Origin of the sequence: Streptomyces sp. BB1-1-1 (assembly GCF_031597775.1) — a bacterium.
In the GTDB taxonomy this organism is placed as follows: domain Bacteria; phylum Actinomycetota; class Actinomycetes; order Streptomycetales; family Streptomycetaceae; genus Streptomyces; species Streptomyces thinghirensis.
In genome coordinates this window covers 6,014,061-6,029,445 of the sequence record NZ_CP134203.1, presented here as the reverse complement: position 1 = coordinate 6,029,445, position 15,385 = coordinate 6,014,061, and the positions used below count along the sequence as shown (strand labels likewise).

The window sequence follows — 15,385 nt, the reverse complement described above, 5'->3', positions numbered from 1 at the left end:
TGTACGGGGCTCCCCCGCGCCGTACGCGGCTTTACGAAACGTTGACTCCGAAGTCTAGAGCGATGCCCCGGAGCCCCGACGCGTACCCCTGTCCCACCGCCCGGAACTTCCATTCGCCCTGGTAGCGGTAGAGCTCACCGAAGATCATCGCGGTCTCCGTGGAGGCGTCCTCGCTCAGGTCGTAGCGGGCGAGTTCCTGGCCGTCGGCCTGGTTGACGACCCGGATGAAGGCGTTGCTGACCTGGCCGAAGGTCTGGCCGCGCTCGTCGGCCATGTGGATCGATACCGGAAAGACGATCTTGTCGCAGTGGGCCGGCACCCCGGAGAGGTCGACCAGCACCGACTCGTCGTCGCCGTCACCCTCACCGGTGAGGTTGTCGCCGGTGTGCTCGACCGACCCGTCCGGGCTCTTGAGCTGGTTGTAGAAGACGAACCACTCGTCGCCGAGCACCCGGCCGCTGCTGCACACCAGTGCGCTGGCGTCCAGGTCGAAGGGTGCTCCGGTGGTGGAACGCGCGTCCCAGCCCAGTCCGACCAGTACCTGTGTGAGGTTCGGTGCGGCCTTGGACAGGGAGACGTTGCCCCCCTTGGCAAGCGTGACGCCCATGGTGATCCCTCCCCGGGTGATGGTTCTCGGGTTTCCTGCACGTCCGGCGCCGCACGTAAACCGTGCGGCGCCGGACGGTCGAGGCGGTGGCCTCGGACGTATCGGTGACTCAGACGTTCACGCCGAAGTCCTGCGCGATGCCGCGCAGGCCGGAGGCGTAGCCCTGGCCGATGGCGCGGAACTTCCACTCCGCACCGTGCCGGTACAGCTCACCGAAGACCATGGCGGTCTCCGTGGACGCGTCCTCGCTCAGGTCGTACCGGGCGATCTCGGCGCCGCCGGCCTGGTTGACGACGCGGATGAACGCGTTGCGCACCTGGCCGAAGGACTGCTGGCGGTTCTCGGCGTCGTAGATCGAGACCGGGAAGGTGATCTTCTCGACGTCGGCGGGGACGGTGGCGAGGTCGATCTTGATCTGCTCGTCGTCGCCCTCGCCCTCACCGGTGAGGTTGTCGCCGGTGTGCTCGACCGACCCGTCCGGGCTCTTGAGGTTGTTGAAGAAGATGAAGTGCGCGTCACTCGAGACCTTGCCGCCGCTGTTCAGCAGCATCGCGCTGGCGTCGAGGTCGAAGTCGGTGCCGGTCGTGGTGCGGATGTCCCACCCCAGACCGACGATGACCGCGGTCAGGCCGGGGGCCTCCTTGGTCAGCGAAACATTGCCGCCCTTGCTGAGGCTGACTCCCACGAGTCCTCCATTTGGTGTCCTGGGGCGGGGAGCCCCGTGGTGCGTGGATATCGGATCAACGATTCGATCCTAGTGACGGGTTCCCGCCCCCCGCAGGCCCTGGAACCGACAAATCACACGGTGTCGATCACGTCTCGATCACAGAGTGTCGAGCGCCTTCACGTACTCGGTCAGGTCACGGGCGTCCGGCAGGCCGTTGACGACGGTCCAGCGGACCACGCCCTCCTGGTCGATGATGAAGGTGCCCCGGACGGCGCAACCCTTGTCCTCGTCGAAGACGCCGTACGCGCGCGAGACGTTGCCGTGCGGCCAGAAGTCGGACAGCAGCGGGTACTCCAGGCCCTCCTGCTCGGCGAACACGCGCAGGGTGTGGATGGAGTCGTTGGAGACGGCGAGCACCTGGGTGTCGCGGTCGGAGAACTGCGGCAGGTTGTCGCGCACCTCGCACAGCTCGCCGGTGCACACGCCGGTGAAGGCGAACGGGTAGAAGAGCAGCACGACGTTCTTCCGGCCGCGGAAGTCGGACAGCCGGACGGTCGCGCCGTGGTTGTCCTTGAGTTCGAAGTCGGGGGCCTTGTCGCCGACCTGGAGCGTCATGTCCTGTTCGTCCCTTCGTAGGGTGGTTCGCTGGAACCACCCTACGCAGGGATCATCGCGGGTCCGCGGACGGGCCGACGGCGGTCGGCCCGTACGGGGTCCGGGTGTGGTGCGGAGCCTGGGCGGCTACCGCTTGGACTTGGCGGCCTTGGGCGTAGCCAGCCGGCTGCCGCTCCAGTCCTTTCCGACGCTGACGCTCTTGGACGCCGTCAGTCCGGCCGTCGTCGCGGCTTCCGAAATGTCGCTGGCCTCGACGTACCCCGAACGGCCGGTCTTCGGCGTGAGGAGCAGGATCGCCCCGCCCTCTTCGATGTACGTGGTGGCATCCACCAGCGCATCCGTCAGGTCGCCGTCGTCGTCACGGAACCACAGCACGACGGCATCGGCCACGTCCTCGTAGTCCTCGTCCACCAGCTCGCCCTCGACGGCGCCCTCAATGGCCTCGCGGAGCTCCTGGTCGACGTCGTCGTCGTAGCCGATCTCCTGGACCACCTGCCCGGGCTGGAACCCCAGCCTGACGGCAGGGTTCGTCCGCTCCTCCGCGTGGTCCGCGGTCGCGCTCACGGGTTGCCTCCTGATCATGTCTTGGTGAATATCTCAGCCACGCGCGTGCGCGAAGCATTGGCCGTAGTCCACACGGGCGGGACGGATCGCGCAAGTACCCGGCGACTGGGACCGCCGAAACGGTGACGATCCCGGCCGTGTCGCCGCAACTCCAGCCATGCCGTCCAGACCGAAGGTGACGTACACCACACCTTTCTGCCCCGTTTGCGTATTTGGGAACCACGTGTGGGTACGAGACTCGAATGAACGTGCCCCCGATCCCCATGGGGGAACCGGTTACCCCACGGTACAGATGACGTTTGCCCCCGCGAGGTACACGATGGGGAATCGGCGGGGAATCGGCGTGGACACCCGGCAATGTGGCCCTCTGACAGCGAAGGAACAGCGTGGCTTCCGCATCCGATCGCAGTGATCGCAATCCGATCATCATTGGCGGCCTTCCGAGTCAGGTTCCTGACTTCGATCCCGAGGAAACCCAGGAGTGGCTCGACTCCCTCGACGCCGCCGTCGACGAGCGCGGCCGGGAACGGGCCCGCTATCTGATGCTGCGGCTGATCGAGCGGGCCCGCGAGAAGCGCGTGGCCGTGCCCGAGATGCGCAGCACGGACTACGTCAACACCATCCCGACCAAGAGCGAGCCGTTCTTCCCCGGCAACGAGGAGATCGAGCGCAAGATCCTCAACGCCACCCGCTGGAACGCCGCGGTGATGGTCTCGCGCGCGCAGCGGCCGGGCATCGGCGTCGGCGGCCACATCGCCACCTTCGCCTCCTCGGCCTCCCTGTACGACGTGGGCTTCAACCACTTCTTCCGGGGCAAGGACGAGGGCGACGGCGGTGACCAGGTCTTCTTCCAGGGTCACGCGTCGCCGGGCATCTACGCGCGCGCGTACCTGCTGGACCGGCTCAGCGAGCAGCACCTCGACGGCTTCCGGCAGGAGAAGTCCGCGGCGCCCAACGCCCTGTCGTCGTATCCGCACCCGCGGTCGATGCCGGACTTCTGGGAGTTCCCGACGGTCTCGATGGGCCTCGGCCCGATCGGTGCGATCTACCAGGCGCGGATGAACCGCTACATGCACGCGCGCGGGATCGCGGACACCTCGAAGTCGCACGTGTGGGCCTACCTCGGCGACGGCGAGATGGACGAGCCGGAGTCGCTGGGCCAGCTGTCCATCGCCGCCCGCGAGGGCCTGGACAACCTGACCTTCGTCGTCAACTGCAACCTCCAGCGCCTCGACGGCCCGGTGCGCGGCAACGGGAAGATCATCCAGGAGCTGGAGTCGGTCTTCCGGGGCGCCGGCTGGAACGTGATCAAGCTGGTGTGGGACCGCACCTGGGACCCGCTGCTCGCCCAGGACCGCGACGGCGTCCTGGTCAACCGCATGAACACGACCCCGGACGGCCAGTTCCAGACGTACGCCACCGAGTCCGGCGCCTACATCCGCGACCACTTCTTCGGCGACGACCACCGGCTGCGCGCCATGGTCGAGAACATGACCGACGACCAGATCCTGCACCTGGGGCGCGGCGGTCACGACCACCGGAAGATCTACGCGGCGTACAAGGCGGCCCTGGAGCACAAGGGCCAGCCCACCGTCATCCTGGCCAAGACGATCAAGGGCTGGACGCTGGGCCCGAACTTCGAGGGCCGCAACGCCACGCACCAGATGAAGAAGCTGACGGTCGACGACCTCAAGCGCTTCCGCGACCGGCTGCACCTGCCGATCTCCGACAAGGAGCTGGAGTCCGGCCCCCCGCCGTACTACCACCCCGGCCGGGACACGGAGGAGATGCAGTACATGCACGACCGCCGGCTCGGCCTCGGCGGCTACGTGCCGACCCGCGTCGTGCGGTCGAAACCGCTCGCGCTGCCGGACGACAAGACGTACGCGACCGTGAAGAAGGGGTCGGGCCAGCAGTCCATCGCGACGACGATGGCGTTTGTGCGACTGCTCAAGGACCTCATGCGGGACAAGGAGCTCGGCAAGCGATTTGTGCTGATCGCGCCGGACGAGTACCGCACGTTCGGCATGGACTCCTTCTTCCCGAGTGCGAAGATCTACAACCCGCTCGGCCAGCAGTACGAGTCCGTGGACCGGGACCTGCTGCTCGCCTACAAGGAGGCGCCGAACGGGCAGATGCTGCACGACGGCATCTCGGAGGCCGGCTGCACGGCCTCGCTGATCGCGGCCGGGTCGGCGTACGCCACGCACGGCGAGCCACTCATCCCGGTCTATGTCTTCTACTCGATGTTCGGTTTCCAGCGCACCGGCGACCAGTTCTGGCAGATGGGCGACCAGTTGTCGCGCGGTTTCGTGCTGGGCGCGACCGCGGGCCGTACGACTCTGACCGGCGAGGGCCTCCAGCACGCCGACGGCCACTCGCAGCTGCTGGCCTCGACCAACCCGGCGTGCGTCGCGTACGACCCGGCCTTCGGCTTCGAGATCGCGCACATCGTCAAGGACGGGCTGCGCCGGATGTACGGCGCGGACGAGCAGCACCCGCACGGCGAGGACGTCTTCTACTACCTCACCGTCTACAACGAGCCGATCCGGCACCCCGCCGAGCCTGCGAACGTGGACGTCGAGGGCATCCTCAAGGGCATCCACCGCTTCAGCGAGGGCACGGACGGTTCGATCCCGGCACAGATCATGGCGTCCGGGGTCGCGGTGCCGTGGGCGGTGGAGGCGCAGCGGATCCTCGCTGAGGAGTGGAACGTACGCGCCGACGTCTGGTCGGCGACCTCCTGGAACGAGCTGCGGCGCGAGGCGGTGGCGTGTGAGGAGCACAATCTGCTGCATCCCGAGGAGGAGCAGCAGGTGCCGTACGTGACGCGGAAGCTGGCCGGTGCGCAGGGACCGTTCGTGGCCGTGTCCGACTGGATGCGGTCGGTTCCGGACCAGATCGCGCGATGGGTGCCGGGGACGTACCAGTCGCTGGGCGCGGACGGGTTCGGTTTCGCGGACACGCGCGGTGCGGCACGGCGCTTCTTCCACATCGACGCGGAGTCGATCGTGGTGGGGGTGCTGAGCGAGCTGGCGCGCGAGGGGAAGGTCGACCGGTCGGTGCTGAAGCAGGCGATCGACCGGTATCGGCTGCTCGACGTGGCGGCGGCGGACCCGGGGGTCGCGGGCGGTGACGCGTAGCACGTCGGCGGTACGCGGGGAGGCGGCGGGCTTCGGAGTCCGCCGCCTCCTGGCCGTCCGGGTGGTGGACCTACGATGCGGGGATGAGCACCGACGCGGACACAAGGCGGCAAACGGCGCAGGAACGCTGGGAGCGGCACACCCAGCGGCCTCTGCTGGCGCTGGCCGTGCTGTTCGCCGTCGCCTACGCGACGCCGATCGTCGACGGCTCGGCGAGCCCGGCCGTGACGCGGGCGTGCCTGGTCACCGAGTGGGTGGTGTGGGGGGCGTTCACGTTCGACTATCTGGTGCGGCTGCGCCTCGCCCCGCACCGCATGAGGTTCGTCCGCACCCACTGGCTGGACCTCTGCGCGGTGGTGCTGCCGCTGCTGCAGCCGCTCAGACTGCTGCGACTCGTCTCGACGCTGCTCCTGGTGGGGCGGCGGGCGCGGATGGCCTCGCAGATCCGGCTGACGACCTATGTCGCCGGCTCGGTGGTCGGGCTGCTGATCTTCGGGTCGCTGGCGGTGCTGTCGGTGGAGCGAAGCGCGCCGGACGGGAACATCCGGACTCTGGGTGACGCCATGTGGTGGTCCTTCACGACGATGACCACCGTGGGGTACGGGGACCTGGCGCCGACCACGGCGATGGGACGGGTGCTGGCCGTCGGCCTGATGCTGTCCGGGATCGCGCTGCTCGGTGTGGTGACCGCGAACATCGCGGCATGGTTCATCGCCAGGTTCGAGCGGGACGACGTGGAGGGGCGGCGGCGGACCGAGGCCCTTCAGGCGCTGACGGAGGAGGTCCGGGCGCTGCGGACGGAGGTGGCCGAGTTGCGGAGATCCGGCGGCGCGGTGCCGGACTCGTCCAGGGACGACGCCGTACCCGGCGGCCCCGCCGACGGGGAACCGGCGAGCCACCGGCGTCGGGAACCGCTGGCCGTGCCGGGTCAGAACATGCCATAGCCCGGGGTTGCCGCTCCGATGAGCCAGAGGGCTGCCAGGACCGTGTCGATGATGCCCAGGACCAGGGCGACCACGGCCGGGACCGGGCGGGAACCCGCCCAGCTTCGGCCCATGGCGAGCCAGCCGCAGACGATCGCGACGGGGCCGAGGACGATCCCCAGCACGAAGAACCCGGCGACCGCGCAGATGACTCCGACAACCGCGAGCGTCGCGCGATCCGGCCCGGTCCGTGACCACGTCCGGCCACGTGAGCGGGGGTGCCCGCGCGATCCCTGTCCGAAGCTCGCCATCGTCAACTCCCTGAACTCCTCGTAGAGTTCGGGTACCCCGGTGCGGCGCCTTATGCCTGCCGCGAACGCGCTGCCTGCGCGCTGCCCCCCTCCAGCAGCGCGCCGCAGCTTCTCGCCCCCCGTGCCCTGCGGAGGACTTGACCCACTGTGACCTGCGGGGTCCGTCGAAGGGGAGGGTTCTCCGGCCCTGTCACCCGGATAGGCGAACAGGGCCGGAGACGGGCCGGAGACGTACGGAGCGGACCGGAGACGTACGGACCGGAGCGGGCCGGAGACGGACGGAGCCGGGCCGGACGCGCCCGGTGTTCCGTCAGATGTGGCCCACGCCCGCGCCGGCCTCCGCGTTCTCCCCACGCTTGGTGAGGAACGCGACCAGCACGGCGACGGCCGCGACACCGGCGGCGACGAGCGAGGCCAGGCTCATGCCGGAGATGAAGGTGTCGTGCGCGACTTCCGTGACCTTCGCGGCCATCTGCTCCGGCATGCCCTCGGCCACCGGCGCCACGCCGACCTGGACCGCCTCGGAGGCCTGGCCCAGCTGCTCCGGCGGCAGTTCCGGAAGGCCGGCGTCCGCCCAGTTGCCGGCCAGGTCGCTGTCGACCTTGGACGCCATCACGGCACCCAGTACGGCCGTACCGAGGCTGCCGCCGATCTGCATCGCCGCCTGCTGGAGGCCGCCGGCGACGCCGGACAGCTCCATCGGCGCGTTGCCGACGATGACCTCGGTGGCGCCGACCATGACCGGCGCGAGACCCAGGCCCAGCAGGGCGAACCAGAGCGACATGATGCCGCTGCCGGTGTCCGTCTCCAGCGTGGACATCCCGTACATGGCGAGCGCGGTGAACGCCATGCCGCCCGCGAGCGGGATGCGCGGGCCGACCTTGGTGATCATCGCGCCGGCGAGCGGCGAGCCGACGATCATCATGCCGGTGAGCGGCAGCAGGTGCAGGCCGGCGTCGATCGGGCTCATACCGTGCACGTTCTGGAGGTAGAACGTCACGAAGAACAGGCCGCCCATGAAGGCGATGGCCATCATGACCATCAGCACCACACCCGCCGACAGCGGCACCGACCGGAACAGCGCCAGCGGGATCAGCGGCTCCTTGACCTTCGTCTCCCAGAAGGCGAACAGTCCGAAGCCCGCGACGGACGCGACGAGGAACAGCCACGTCTTGCCGTCGCCCCAGCCCCACTCGGGGGCCTTGATGAGCGCCCAGACCAGGCAGAACATCGCTGCGGAGAGCAGCGCGATGCCCAGGACGTCGAAGGAGCGCGGTGCGTTCTCCGCGCGGTGGTCCAGCAGGATCATGACGCCGAGGACGACGGCGATGACGCCCACCGGCACGTTGATGAAGAACACGGACTGCCAGTTGACGTGCTCGACCAGCACGCCGCCGAGGATCGGACCGCCCGCGGTGGAGGCGCCGATGACCATGCCCCAGATGCCGATGGCCATGTTGAGCTTCTCGGCCGGGAAGGTGGCCCGCAGCAGGCCGAGCGCGGCCGGCATCAGCAGGGCGCCGAACACGCCCTGGAGCACACGGAAGGCGACGACCAGCGGAATCGTGTCGGACAGGCCGATGGCACCGGAGGCGGCGGCGAAGCCGACCACTCCGATGAGGAAGGTCTGCCGGTGCCCGAAACGGTCACCGAGCTTGCCCGCGGTGATCAGGGAGACCGCGAGGGCGAGGAAGTAGGCGTTGGTGATCCACTGGACGTCGGCGAAGCTGGCCTTCAGGTCGACCTGGATCGCCGGGTTGGCGATGGCCACGATGGTGCCGTCGAGGGCCACCATCATGACCCCTACAGCGACGGTGATGAGGGTGAGCCACGGGTGGCCGCGCAGTCCGCTGGCCGGCGCCGGGCCCAACGGGCCGGACGACGCTCCCCCGCCCCCCGCCCCCGTCTTGTCGATGGTGGTCTGACTAGTCATACATTCGAGGCTAATGACAGCCACTGACAGTTGACAAACCATTTCACTAGTCGGTAACTGACACGACATCTCCCGATAGCCTGAACTGCGAAAACGAACGGCGAGGCAACACGCCGGCGCCGATCCGAGGAGCGAACCTTTGAACATGGCGGACACAGCCACCCCTTCGGGCCTGCGCGAACGCAAGAAGCAGCGCACCCGGGACACGCTGCTGCGTTCCGCTCTCGAACTGTTCACCGAGCGTGGCTACGAGGAGACGACCGTCGACGACATCGCCGAGACGGCCGATGTCTCGCAGCGCACCTTCTTCCGCTACTTCGCCAGCAAGGAGGAGGCGGCCTTCTTCGTGTCGCGGCTCGCGGAGTCGCACTTCGTCGAGGCCGTACGCGGCCGGCCGCCCGTCGAGGCACCGCTGGACGCGCTGCGCCAGGCCCTCGTGGCGAGCTGGGACACCATCGGCGAGTCCGTCGAGCAGCTGGTCCCGCTCGAACTGCACATGCGCTTCTACCGGGTGATCGAGTCGACGCCCGCGCTGCTCGCCGCCCATCTGCGGCGCGCGACGGAGCTGGAGGAGGAGATCGCGCTCGTCATCGCCGACCGCGAGGGACTGGACGTGGACACGGACCCTCGGCCCCGCGTGGTAGTGGCCGTCTTCGGAGCGGTGATGCGGGTGACCGAACGGATCTGGTCGGCGCGGGACGACGCCAGTCTCGCGGCGCTGCGCGACCTGACCTCCTCCTACCTCGACCAGGTGGAGCCCGCCCTCACCGGGAACTGGCGGGGCCGCCCCGGTTCCGGACGGGCCGAACAGCCCGGACCGGCGGACCCAACCCCGTAGCACACGCCCGAAACGTGATCCGTGTCACTGGATTCACGCGAGACCGTCCCGTTCTCCTAGTGTGTCCTCCCAGTGACTTCCTTCGACACCTCCCCGCAGCTGAACGTCTGGCGCGCACTGCTCGCCCTGGCCGTGGTGTTCGTGATGCTGGCCACCACCGGCTGGACCGCCCTGCGCAACCAGCGGGGACCCACGGCCCTCGAAGCGTCGGTCTCGGCATGGGAGCACGGCCGGATCGACGGACGCCGGCTGCCCGACGCGCAGGCGGCCCCGTCCCGGCTGGCCCGCTTCTTCGCCTCGCTCACCGAATGGCAGCGCGCGAGCCTGGCCCGGCGCTACCCGCTGGCCGTCGGCAACATGAACGGCGCCCCCGTCGAGCTGCGCTACCTCGCCAACCGCGCGGCGATCCGCAAGGCACGGGCCGTGGAGCGACTGCGCATGCACGACAAGCGCCTGTCCCTGTCCGGGCAGCGCGAGGCGGGCCGGCGCGCGCACGGCTACGACTCGCTGCTGAACCCCGGCCGCCACATCCTCGCCTTCGACCCGACGGGCTCGGGCAAGGTCGCCGAGGTGTTCGGGAACCTGAACCGCGCCGAGCGCGTCTCCGTAATCGTGCCCGGCGTCGACACGGAACTGCTCACCTTCCAGCGCACCGACCGCAAGTACTCGGCGCCCGTCGGCATGGCCGAGTCGCTGTACACGGCCGAGCGCACGGCGAGCCCCGACACGCGTACGGCCGTGATCGCCTGGGCCGACTACACCTCCCCCAGCGGCCTCGGCATGGAGGCGGCGACGGCGACGCGCGCCGAGCACGGGGCCGTCCGGCTGAACGCGCTGCTGCGCGCGCTGCCCGGCCGGTCCCCCGTCTCGCTGTTCTGCCACAGCTACGGCTCGGTGGTGTGCGGCCTCGCCGCCGACACGCTGCCCGGCCGGGTCAAGGACATAGCGGTGGCCGGCAGCCCCGGCATGCGCGTCGAGAAGGCCACCGGCCTGCGCACCTCCGCCCGGGTGTGGGCGATGCGGGACGCCGACGACTGGATCCAGGACGTGCCCTACCTGGAGGTCGGCGGCCTCGGGCACGGCGCCGACCCGGTGTCCGCGGCGTTCGGGGCGCGGGTGCTGTCCGCGCGGGGCGCCGAGGGGCACGGCGGCTACTTCGTACCGGGCACGGAGAGCCTGCGGAACTTCGCGCAGATCGGCGTTGGCGCATACCGCACGCTGGCCTGCGCCAAGGAAGACGACACATGCCGGGCGGATTTGTCCGCAGCAGCGACGGCCGGACGCGCGTAGAGGCGCAGAAACTCCGGTTTGCACGGGGAGGGACGGAGGAGCTCGTGCCGCATACGATGAGCCGCATGGGTGACGTACTGGCCGGATTTCATGCCGCCTGGGAGTTCGAGTCCGACTCCGTGCTCATCCGCTACGAACGGGGGATTCGAACACCCAAGCTGTTCCAGGCGCTGGGGGAACGCCGCGTCCCCCTGGAGGCGATCGCCGGGGTGACGCTCACGCCCGGCAGGCGCGGCACCGTCGTGCTGCGCGTCGAGCCGCGCCCGGGCGCCGATCCGCTGATGGAGGCGGCGGCCGGACAGCTGAAGGAGGGCAGCGACCCGTACCGGCTGGTGCTGCCCGCCGAGCGGGAGACGCTCGCGGAGTACTACGCCGACGAGCTGCGCGGTCTGCTGAGCGAGTCCGGCAAGACCGAGCGGTACCTGGTCCCGGCGCCCGAGGCACCGCTGCACTTCAAGGCCTACGACGGCAAGGCGTCCTTCGACGGGACGTCGGTGACGTTCCGGTGGTTCTGGACGGGCGCGTCGTCGGCGAAGTGGAAGGCCGGCGACCAGACCTTCCCGGTCGCCGGCCTGGGCGGGGTGGAGTGGCGGTCCCCCGAGATGTTCGAGGGGTATCTGCGGCTGCTGCCGCGGGACGCCGCGGCGGTCGCTCCGCAGGCCGACCAGGACCCCGCCTCGGTCGTGTTCGGGCTCGGGTACGGGCCGGTGCACGAGTCACTGCCGTTCGCGGCGGCGGTGCTGGCGGCGGTGCGGGACCGCGGCCCGGCGGTGCCGGTTCCGGTGCCGGCCCCTCGGCGTGACCCCGCGGACATCGCCGAGCGGATCCGGCACCTCGGGGAGTTGCATCAGGCGGGGCTGGTCACGGACGAGGAGTTCTCCTCGAAGAAGGCGGAGTTGCTGGCGGAGCTGTGACTACTCGCGTCCGGCGGACGTGAACGACATGTCCGCGTAGCGGTCCCCCGCCACCTTGTCCGCGATCGGCTCCAGCAGGGACAGCTCCTGCTCGGTGAGGACGATCCGCGTAGCACCCGCGTTCTCCGCCACCCGCGTCGGCTTCCGGGTGCCCGGGATCGGGATCACCGGCAGGCCGTGCACCCGCGCCCGCTGCTGGGCCCAGGCCAGGGCGATCTGCCCGAGGGTGGCGTCGTGGGCCTCGGCGACCGTGCGGACCGGGTCGAGCAGGGCCGCGTTGGCCGCCGCGTTGCCGCCGGTGAAGCGGGGCTGCTGCCGACGGAAGTCGCCGGCTGTGAGGTCCTGGTCGGCGTCGGCGAAGGCGCCGGTGAGGAAGCCCCGGCCGAGCGGCGAGTACGGGACGAGGGCCACGCCGAGTTCGCGGGCGGCCGGCACCACGCCCGCCTCGATGTCCCGGCTGAACAGCGACCACTCCGACTGCACGGCGGCGATCGGATGCACCGTCTGCGCGGCCCGCAGCTCGTCGCCCGTCACCTCGCTCAGCCCGAGGTGCTTCACCTTGCCCTCGCGGACCAGGTCCGCCATGACGGCGACGGTCTCCTCGATCGGCACGTTCACGTCGCGCCGGTGCATGTAGTAGAGGTCGATCACGTCGACGCCCAGGCGGCCCAGACTCGCCTCGACCGCCCGGCGGATGTACGGCGGGTCGTTGCGGATGATCCGCTTCGTCGGCTCGTCCGGCGGGATCGACAGGGCGAACTTGGTCGCGATGACCACCTCGTCGCGGTGGGCCTTGAAGAACGGCGACAGGAACCGCTCGTTCTCACCGGCGCCGTACGCGTCGGCCGTGTCGTAGAGCGTGACGCCCAGCTCCAGCGCCCGTTCCAGGGTCGCCCGCGACGCGTCGCCGTCCGACGGGCCGTATCCGAAGCTCATGCCCATGCAGCCGAGGCCCTGGACTCCCACCTCCGGGCCGTCGTCGCCGAGCCGCACCGTCGGGATCCTGCTGTCGGTCATCGGGTCCTCTCTCCTTCACGGGCGCGTCCGGCGTCCCCGTAGAAGCTGATCTTCCGGTCGAGTACGGCGAGGGTGTCCTGGAGCTCGGCCATCCGCGTCAGCACGTCGCGGCGCGTGGACTCCAGCAGTTCCCGCCGGTCGAGGTAGGTGCTCTCGCCCTCGCGCACCAGCTCCGCGTACCGGACCATGTCGGCGACCGGCATGCCGGTCAGGCGCAGTTTGCCGACGAAGTCGAGCCAGTCCAGGTCGCGGTTGCTGTAGCGGCGCTGCCCGGTGTGCGAGCGGTCGATGTGGGACATCAGGCCGATCCGCTCGTACCAGCGCAGCGTGTGGGCGGTCAGTCCGGTGAAGGCGACGACCTCGCTGATGGTGTAGTGGTCCTGCCCGTCGGGGCGCGGGTGGCGCCGGGGCGGGGCGGAGCAGATGTCTGTTCTGGTGGCGTTCGGCCCGAGGGTCCCGGCAGTGGTCTGCATCACCGTCATGCGCTCCACGCTATGGCCTTGGAGTGCACTCCAAGCAAGCGGCCACGGTGAGAAGGCGACGGTGAGCGGGCCACCGCGGGAAATCCCCAGGACACGCGCTGCGGCCGGTCATTAGCGTGCCGGCATGAGTCTCGTACGTCGTGCCCTGGCCGAGGACGCGGAGGAAGTGCTCCGTCTGCGTCAGGTGATGATCGATTCGGTGAGTCCCGCCGCCCCCACCGACTGGCAGGCCGCCTCCCTGCCCGGCCTGCGGGAGCGGCTGGCCGACCCGGACGGGGAGTTCGCGGCGTTCGTCGTCGACCACCCCGAGCGGCAGGAGGCGCTGGCGGCGCTGGTGGTGGGCACGCTGGAGTACCGGATCGGGGGGCCGAACAGGCCCGGCGGGCTGCTCGGGTACGTCTTCAGCGTCGCCACCGACCCGGACGCCCGGCGCCGCGGGTATGCCCGCGCCTGCATGGACGAGCTGCTGGAGTGGTTCCGCGAGCGGGGCGCGGGGCACGTCATGCTCACCGCGTCCCCCGACGCGGAGCCCCTCTACGAGTCCCTCGGCTTCACCCGCGACACGACCCCCTCCATGAGGCTGTACCTGTGAGGCTTAGGCTCGGTGGCATGTCCTTGAAGAGCCTCGCGTTGATCGAGAACTGGCCGGTCTCCGGCGCCGCGGCGGGTGTCGTACGAGCCGACGGCACGATCCTGGGAACCCACGGCCCGGTCGGGCAGCGGTTTCCCCTCGCCTCGGTCACCAAGCCGCTCGCGGCGTACGCGGCACTCGTCGCGTACGAGGAGGGTGCCGTCGAACTGGACGAGCCCGCCGGTCCCGCCGGGTCGACGGTCCGTCACCTGCTCGCGCACACCTCGGGTCTGGCCTTCGACGAGCACCGGGTGACCGCCCCGCCCGGGGAACGCCGGCTGTACTCCAACGCCGGTTTCGAGCAGCTCGGCGACCACATCGCGAAGGCGGCGGACATCCCGTTCGCCGAGTACGCGCGGCAGGCCGTGCTGGAGCCGCTGGGCATGACGGCCACCACCCTCGACGGCTCCCCGGCGAAGGACGGGGTGTCCACGGTCGAGGACCTGCTGCGCTTCGCCGCCGAGGTGCAGGCGCCGCGGCTGCTGGACCCGCGCACGGTCGCCGAGGCGATGACGGTGCAGTACCCGGGCACGAAGGGCGTGCTGCCGGGCTACGGGCACCAGAACCCCAACGACTGGGGGCTGGGCTTCGAGATCCGCGACTCCAAGTCCCCGCACTGGACGGGCGCGTCGTCCTCTCCGCGCACCTTCGGGCACTTCGGTCAGTCCGGTACGTTCCTGTGGATCGACCCCGATGCCCGGCTCGCCTGCGTGGCGCTCACCGACCGGGCGTTCGGCCCCTGGGCGGCCGAGGTGTGGCCGCCCTTCACCGATGCGGTCCTCGCCGAGGCCGCCGAGGTCTAGGACATCTCCCAGAGGAGCAGCTCGGCCGGGGTCACCGCCACCGCGTCCACGCCGTCGGCGTCCGTGACGCGGGCCGCGTCGCCCGGGCCCAGTTCCTCGCCGTCCAGGCGTACGTCGCCGCGCACGACGTGGACGTAGACGTACGCCCCGTCCGGCACCGCCGTCCGCTCCCCCGCCGTCAGGCGGCGCACGTGCAGCATCGCGCCCGCCTCGGGCACGGCGTACGGGGTGGAGTCGGCGATGCCGCGGACGATCTCGTAGGCGGGGTCGCCGCCGGGGTCGCGCGGGGCCAGCCACATCTGCACGAAGGTCAGGGGCGCGGCGCCGTCGTTGCGCTCGACGTGGCGGACGCCGCCCGCCGAGCTGAGGCGTTGCACGTCCCCGGCCCGCACGGTCGTCTCGTGGCCCGCGGTGTCGCGGTGGGTCAGTTCCCCCTCGGCCACCCACGTGACGATCTCGGTGTGGCTGTGCGGGTGCTCGTCGAAGCCGGCGCCGGGCGCGAGGCGCTCCTCGTTGCAGGCGATCAGCGCCCCGAAGCGCAGGTTGCCGGGGTCGTAGTGGGGTCCGAAGGAGAAGGCGTGCCGCGACTCGATGCCGGCCGCCGCGTCGCCTCCGGGGTAGCGCTCGTCGGCGCGCCGTACGTCCAT

The 15,385-nt window shown here is 70.3% G+C and carries 16 protein-coding genes; 7 read left to right on the top strand and 9 right to left on the bottom strand.

The genetic code is table 11. The features are described 5' to 3' along the window. Positions 1 to 31: 31 nt before the first annotated feature. From RI578_RS27575 to RI578_RS27560, 4 genes are all read right to left on the bottom strand, one after another. On the bottom strand, positions 32 to 607 hold the full coding sequence (locus RI578_RS27575; RefSeq protein WP_121746764.1) for a TerD family protein: 576 nt from the start codon (positions 605 to 607) through the stop codon (positions 32 to 34). Between the two features lie 109 nt (positions 608 to 716). Next, positions 717 to 1,292: a calcium homeostasis/redox stress adaptation protein gene (locus RI578_RS27570; RefSeq protein ID WP_310873586.1), complete on the bottom strand. Its 576-nt coding sequence runs from the start codon at positions 1,290 to 1,292 to the stop codon at positions 717 to 719. A gap of 138 nt (positions 1,293 to 1,430) precedes the next feature. Then, positions 1,431 to 1,889 carry a peroxiredoxin gene (locus RI578_RS27565; RefSeq protein ID WP_310873585.1) on the bottom strand — a complete coding sequence of 153 codons (459 nt, stop codon included), beginning with the start codon at positions 1,887 to 1,889 and terminating at the stop codon, positions 1,431 to 1,433. Between the two features lie 126 nt (positions 1,890 to 2,015). Then, a complete protein-coding gene (locus tag RI578_RS27560; RefSeq protein ID WP_055416717.1) occupies positions 2,016 to 2,453 on the bottom strand; it encodes a DUF3052 domain-containing protein in 438 nt (145 codons plus the stop codon). Between the two features lie 386 nt (positions 2,454 to 2,839). Here RI578_RS27560 and aceE point away from each other — a divergent pair, with 386 nt between their 5' ends. Next, positions 2,840 to 5,596 (top strand): pyruvate dehydrogenase (acetyl-transferring), homodimeric type, encoded by a 2,757-nt coding sequence (gene aceE, locus RI578_RS27555; RefSeq protein WP_310873584.1) that lies wholly within the window; start codon positions 2,840 to 2,842, stop codon positions 5,594 to 5,596. Between the two features lie 83 nt (positions 5,597 to 5,679). Continuing rightward, complete coding sequence (locus RI578_RS27550) at positions 5,680 to 6,540, top strand: potassium channel family protein (protein ID WP_310873583.1); 861 nt, start codon at positions 5,680 to 5,682, stop codon at positions 6,538 to 6,540. Here the strand turns inward: RI578_RS27550 and RI578_RS27545 are convergent. Continuing rightward, the gene (locus RI578_RS27545) at positions 6,525 to 6,830 is read right to left on the bottom strand and encodes a small hydrophobic protein (RefSeq protein WP_310873582.1); all 306 of its coding nucleotides are present in this window, start codon (positions 6,828 to 6,830) and stop codon (positions 6,525 to 6,527) included. The genes RI578_RS27550 and RI578_RS27545 overlap by 16 nt on opposite strands. A gap of 310 nt (positions 6,831 to 7,140) precedes the next feature. Next, positions 7,141 to 8,763, bottom strand: a complete 1,623-nt coding sequence (locus tag RI578_RS27540) for an MFS transporter (RefSeq protein WP_310873581.1) — start codon at positions 8,761 to 8,763, stop codon at positions 7,141 to 7,143. Positions 8,764 to 8,908: 145 nt separating this feature from the next. On the opposite strand from RI578_RS27540, the gene RI578_RS27535 reads away from it, so the two are divergent. The 3 genes from RI578_RS27535 to RI578_RS27525 all read left to right on the top strand — a co-directional run bounded on the left by RI578_RS27535 (position 8,909) and on the right by RI578_RS27525 (position 11,805). Then, entirely contained in the window at positions 8,909 to 9,601 is a 693-nt protein-coding gene (locus RI578_RS27535; protein ID WP_310873580.1) for a TetR family transcriptional regulator, read from the top strand. A gap of 72 nt (positions 9,602 to 9,673) precedes the next feature. Beyond that, entirely contained in the window at positions 9,674 to 10,891 is a 1,218-nt protein-coding gene (locus RI578_RS27530) for an alpha/beta hydrolase (protein WP_310873579.1), read from the top strand. Positions 10,892 to 10,956: 65 nt separating this feature from the next. Then, on the top strand, positions 10,957 to 11,805 hold the full coding sequence (locus tag RI578_RS27525; protein ID WP_310873578.1) for a DUF4429 domain-containing protein: 849 nt from the start codon (positions 10,957 to 10,959) through the stop codon (positions 11,803 to 11,805). Here RI578_RS27525 and RI578_RS27520 read toward each other — a convergent pair whose 3' ends face one another. After that, entirely contained in the window at positions 11,806 to 12,822 is a 1,017-nt protein-coding gene (locus RI578_RS27520; RefSeq protein WP_310873577.1) for an aldo/keto reductase, read from the bottom strand. After that, a complete protein-coding gene (locus RI578_RS27515; protein WP_310873576.1) occupies positions 12,819 to 13,304 on the bottom strand; it encodes a MerR family transcriptional regulator in 486 nt (161 codons plus the stop codon). The genes RI578_RS27520 and RI578_RS27515 overlap by 4 nt, the downstream gene beginning before the upstream one ends. Before the next feature lie 124 nt (positions 13,305 to 13,428). Between RI578_RS27515 and RI578_RS27510 the strand changes: the two genes are divergently transcribed. Both RI578_RS27510 and RI578_RS27505 read left to right on the top strand, forming a co-directional pair. Then, entirely contained in the window at positions 13,429 to 13,896 is a 468-nt protein-coding gene (locus tag RI578_RS27510) for a GNAT family N-acetyltransferase (RefSeq protein WP_310873575.1), read from the top strand. 17 nt (positions 13,897 to 13,913) lie between these two features. Beyond that, on the top strand, positions 13,914 to 14,738 hold the full coding sequence (locus RI578_RS27505) for a serine hydrolase domain-containing protein (protein ID WP_310873574.1): 825 nt from the start codon (positions 13,914 to 13,916) through the stop codon (positions 14,736 to 14,738). Here the strand turns inward: RI578_RS27505 and RI578_RS27500 are convergent. Next, positions 14,735 to 15,385 (bottom strand): pirin family protein, encoded by a 651-nt coding sequence (locus tag RI578_RS27500; RefSeq protein ID WP_310875873.1) that lies wholly within the window; start codon positions 15,383 to 15,385, stop codon positions 14,735 to 14,737. The genes RI578_RS27505 and RI578_RS27500 overlap by 4 nt on opposite strands.

What these genes read in the sequence shown, in the direction of transcription:
- RI578_RS27565 (WP_310873585.1), bottom strand. Translation starts at nt 1,889, where the DNA reads ATGACGCTCCAGGTCGGCGACAAGGCCCCCGACTTCGAACTCAAGGAC.
- RI578_RS27550 (WP_310873583.1), top strand. Translation starts at nt 5,680, where the DNA reads ATGAGCACCGACGCGGACACAAGGCGGCAAACGGCGCAGGAACGCTGG.
- RI578_RS27510 (WP_310873575.1), top strand. Translation starts at nt 13,429, where the DNA reads ATGAGTCTCGTACGTCGTGCCCTGGCCGAGGACGCGGAGGAAGTGCTC.
- RI578_RS27540 (WP_310873581.1), bottom strand. Translation starts at nt 8,763, where the DNA reads ATGACTAGTCAGACCACCATCGACAAGACGGGGGCGGGGGGCGGGGGA.
- RI578_RS27505 (WP_310873574.1), top strand. Translation starts at nt 13,914, where the DNA reads ATGTCCTTGAAGAGCCTCGCGTTGATCGAGAACTGGCCGGTCTCCGGC.
- RI578_RS27500 (WP_310875873.1), bottom strand. Translation starts at nt 15,385, where the DNA reads ATGGACGTACGGCGCGCCGACGAGCGCTACCCCGGAGGCGACGCGGCG.
- RI578_RS27515 (WP_310873576.1), bottom strand. Translation starts at nt 13,304, where the DNA reads ATGACGGTGATGCAGACCACTGCCGGGACCCTCGGGCCGAACGCCACC.
- RI578_RS27545 (WP_310873582.1), bottom strand. Translation starts at nt 6,830, where the DNA reads ATGGCGAGCTTCGGACAGGGATCGCGCGGGCACCCCCGCTCACGTGGC.
- RI578_RS27575 (WP_121746764.1), bottom strand. Translation starts at nt 607, where the DNA reads ATGGGCGTCACGCTTGCCAAGGGGGGCAACGTCTCCCTGTCCAAGGCC.
- RI578_RS27525 (WP_310873578.1), top strand. Translation starts at nt 10,957, where the DNA reads ATGGGTGACGTACTGGCCGGATTTCATGCCGCCTGGGAGTTCGAGTCC.
- RI578_RS27520 (WP_310873577.1), bottom strand. Translation starts at nt 12,822, where the DNA reads ATGACCGACAGCAGGATCCCGACGGTGCGGCTCGGCGACGACGGCCCG.
- RI578_RS27535 (WP_310873580.1), top strand. Translation starts at nt 8,909, where the DNA reads ATGGCGGACACAGCCACCCCTTCGGGCCTGCGCGAACGCAAGAAGCAG.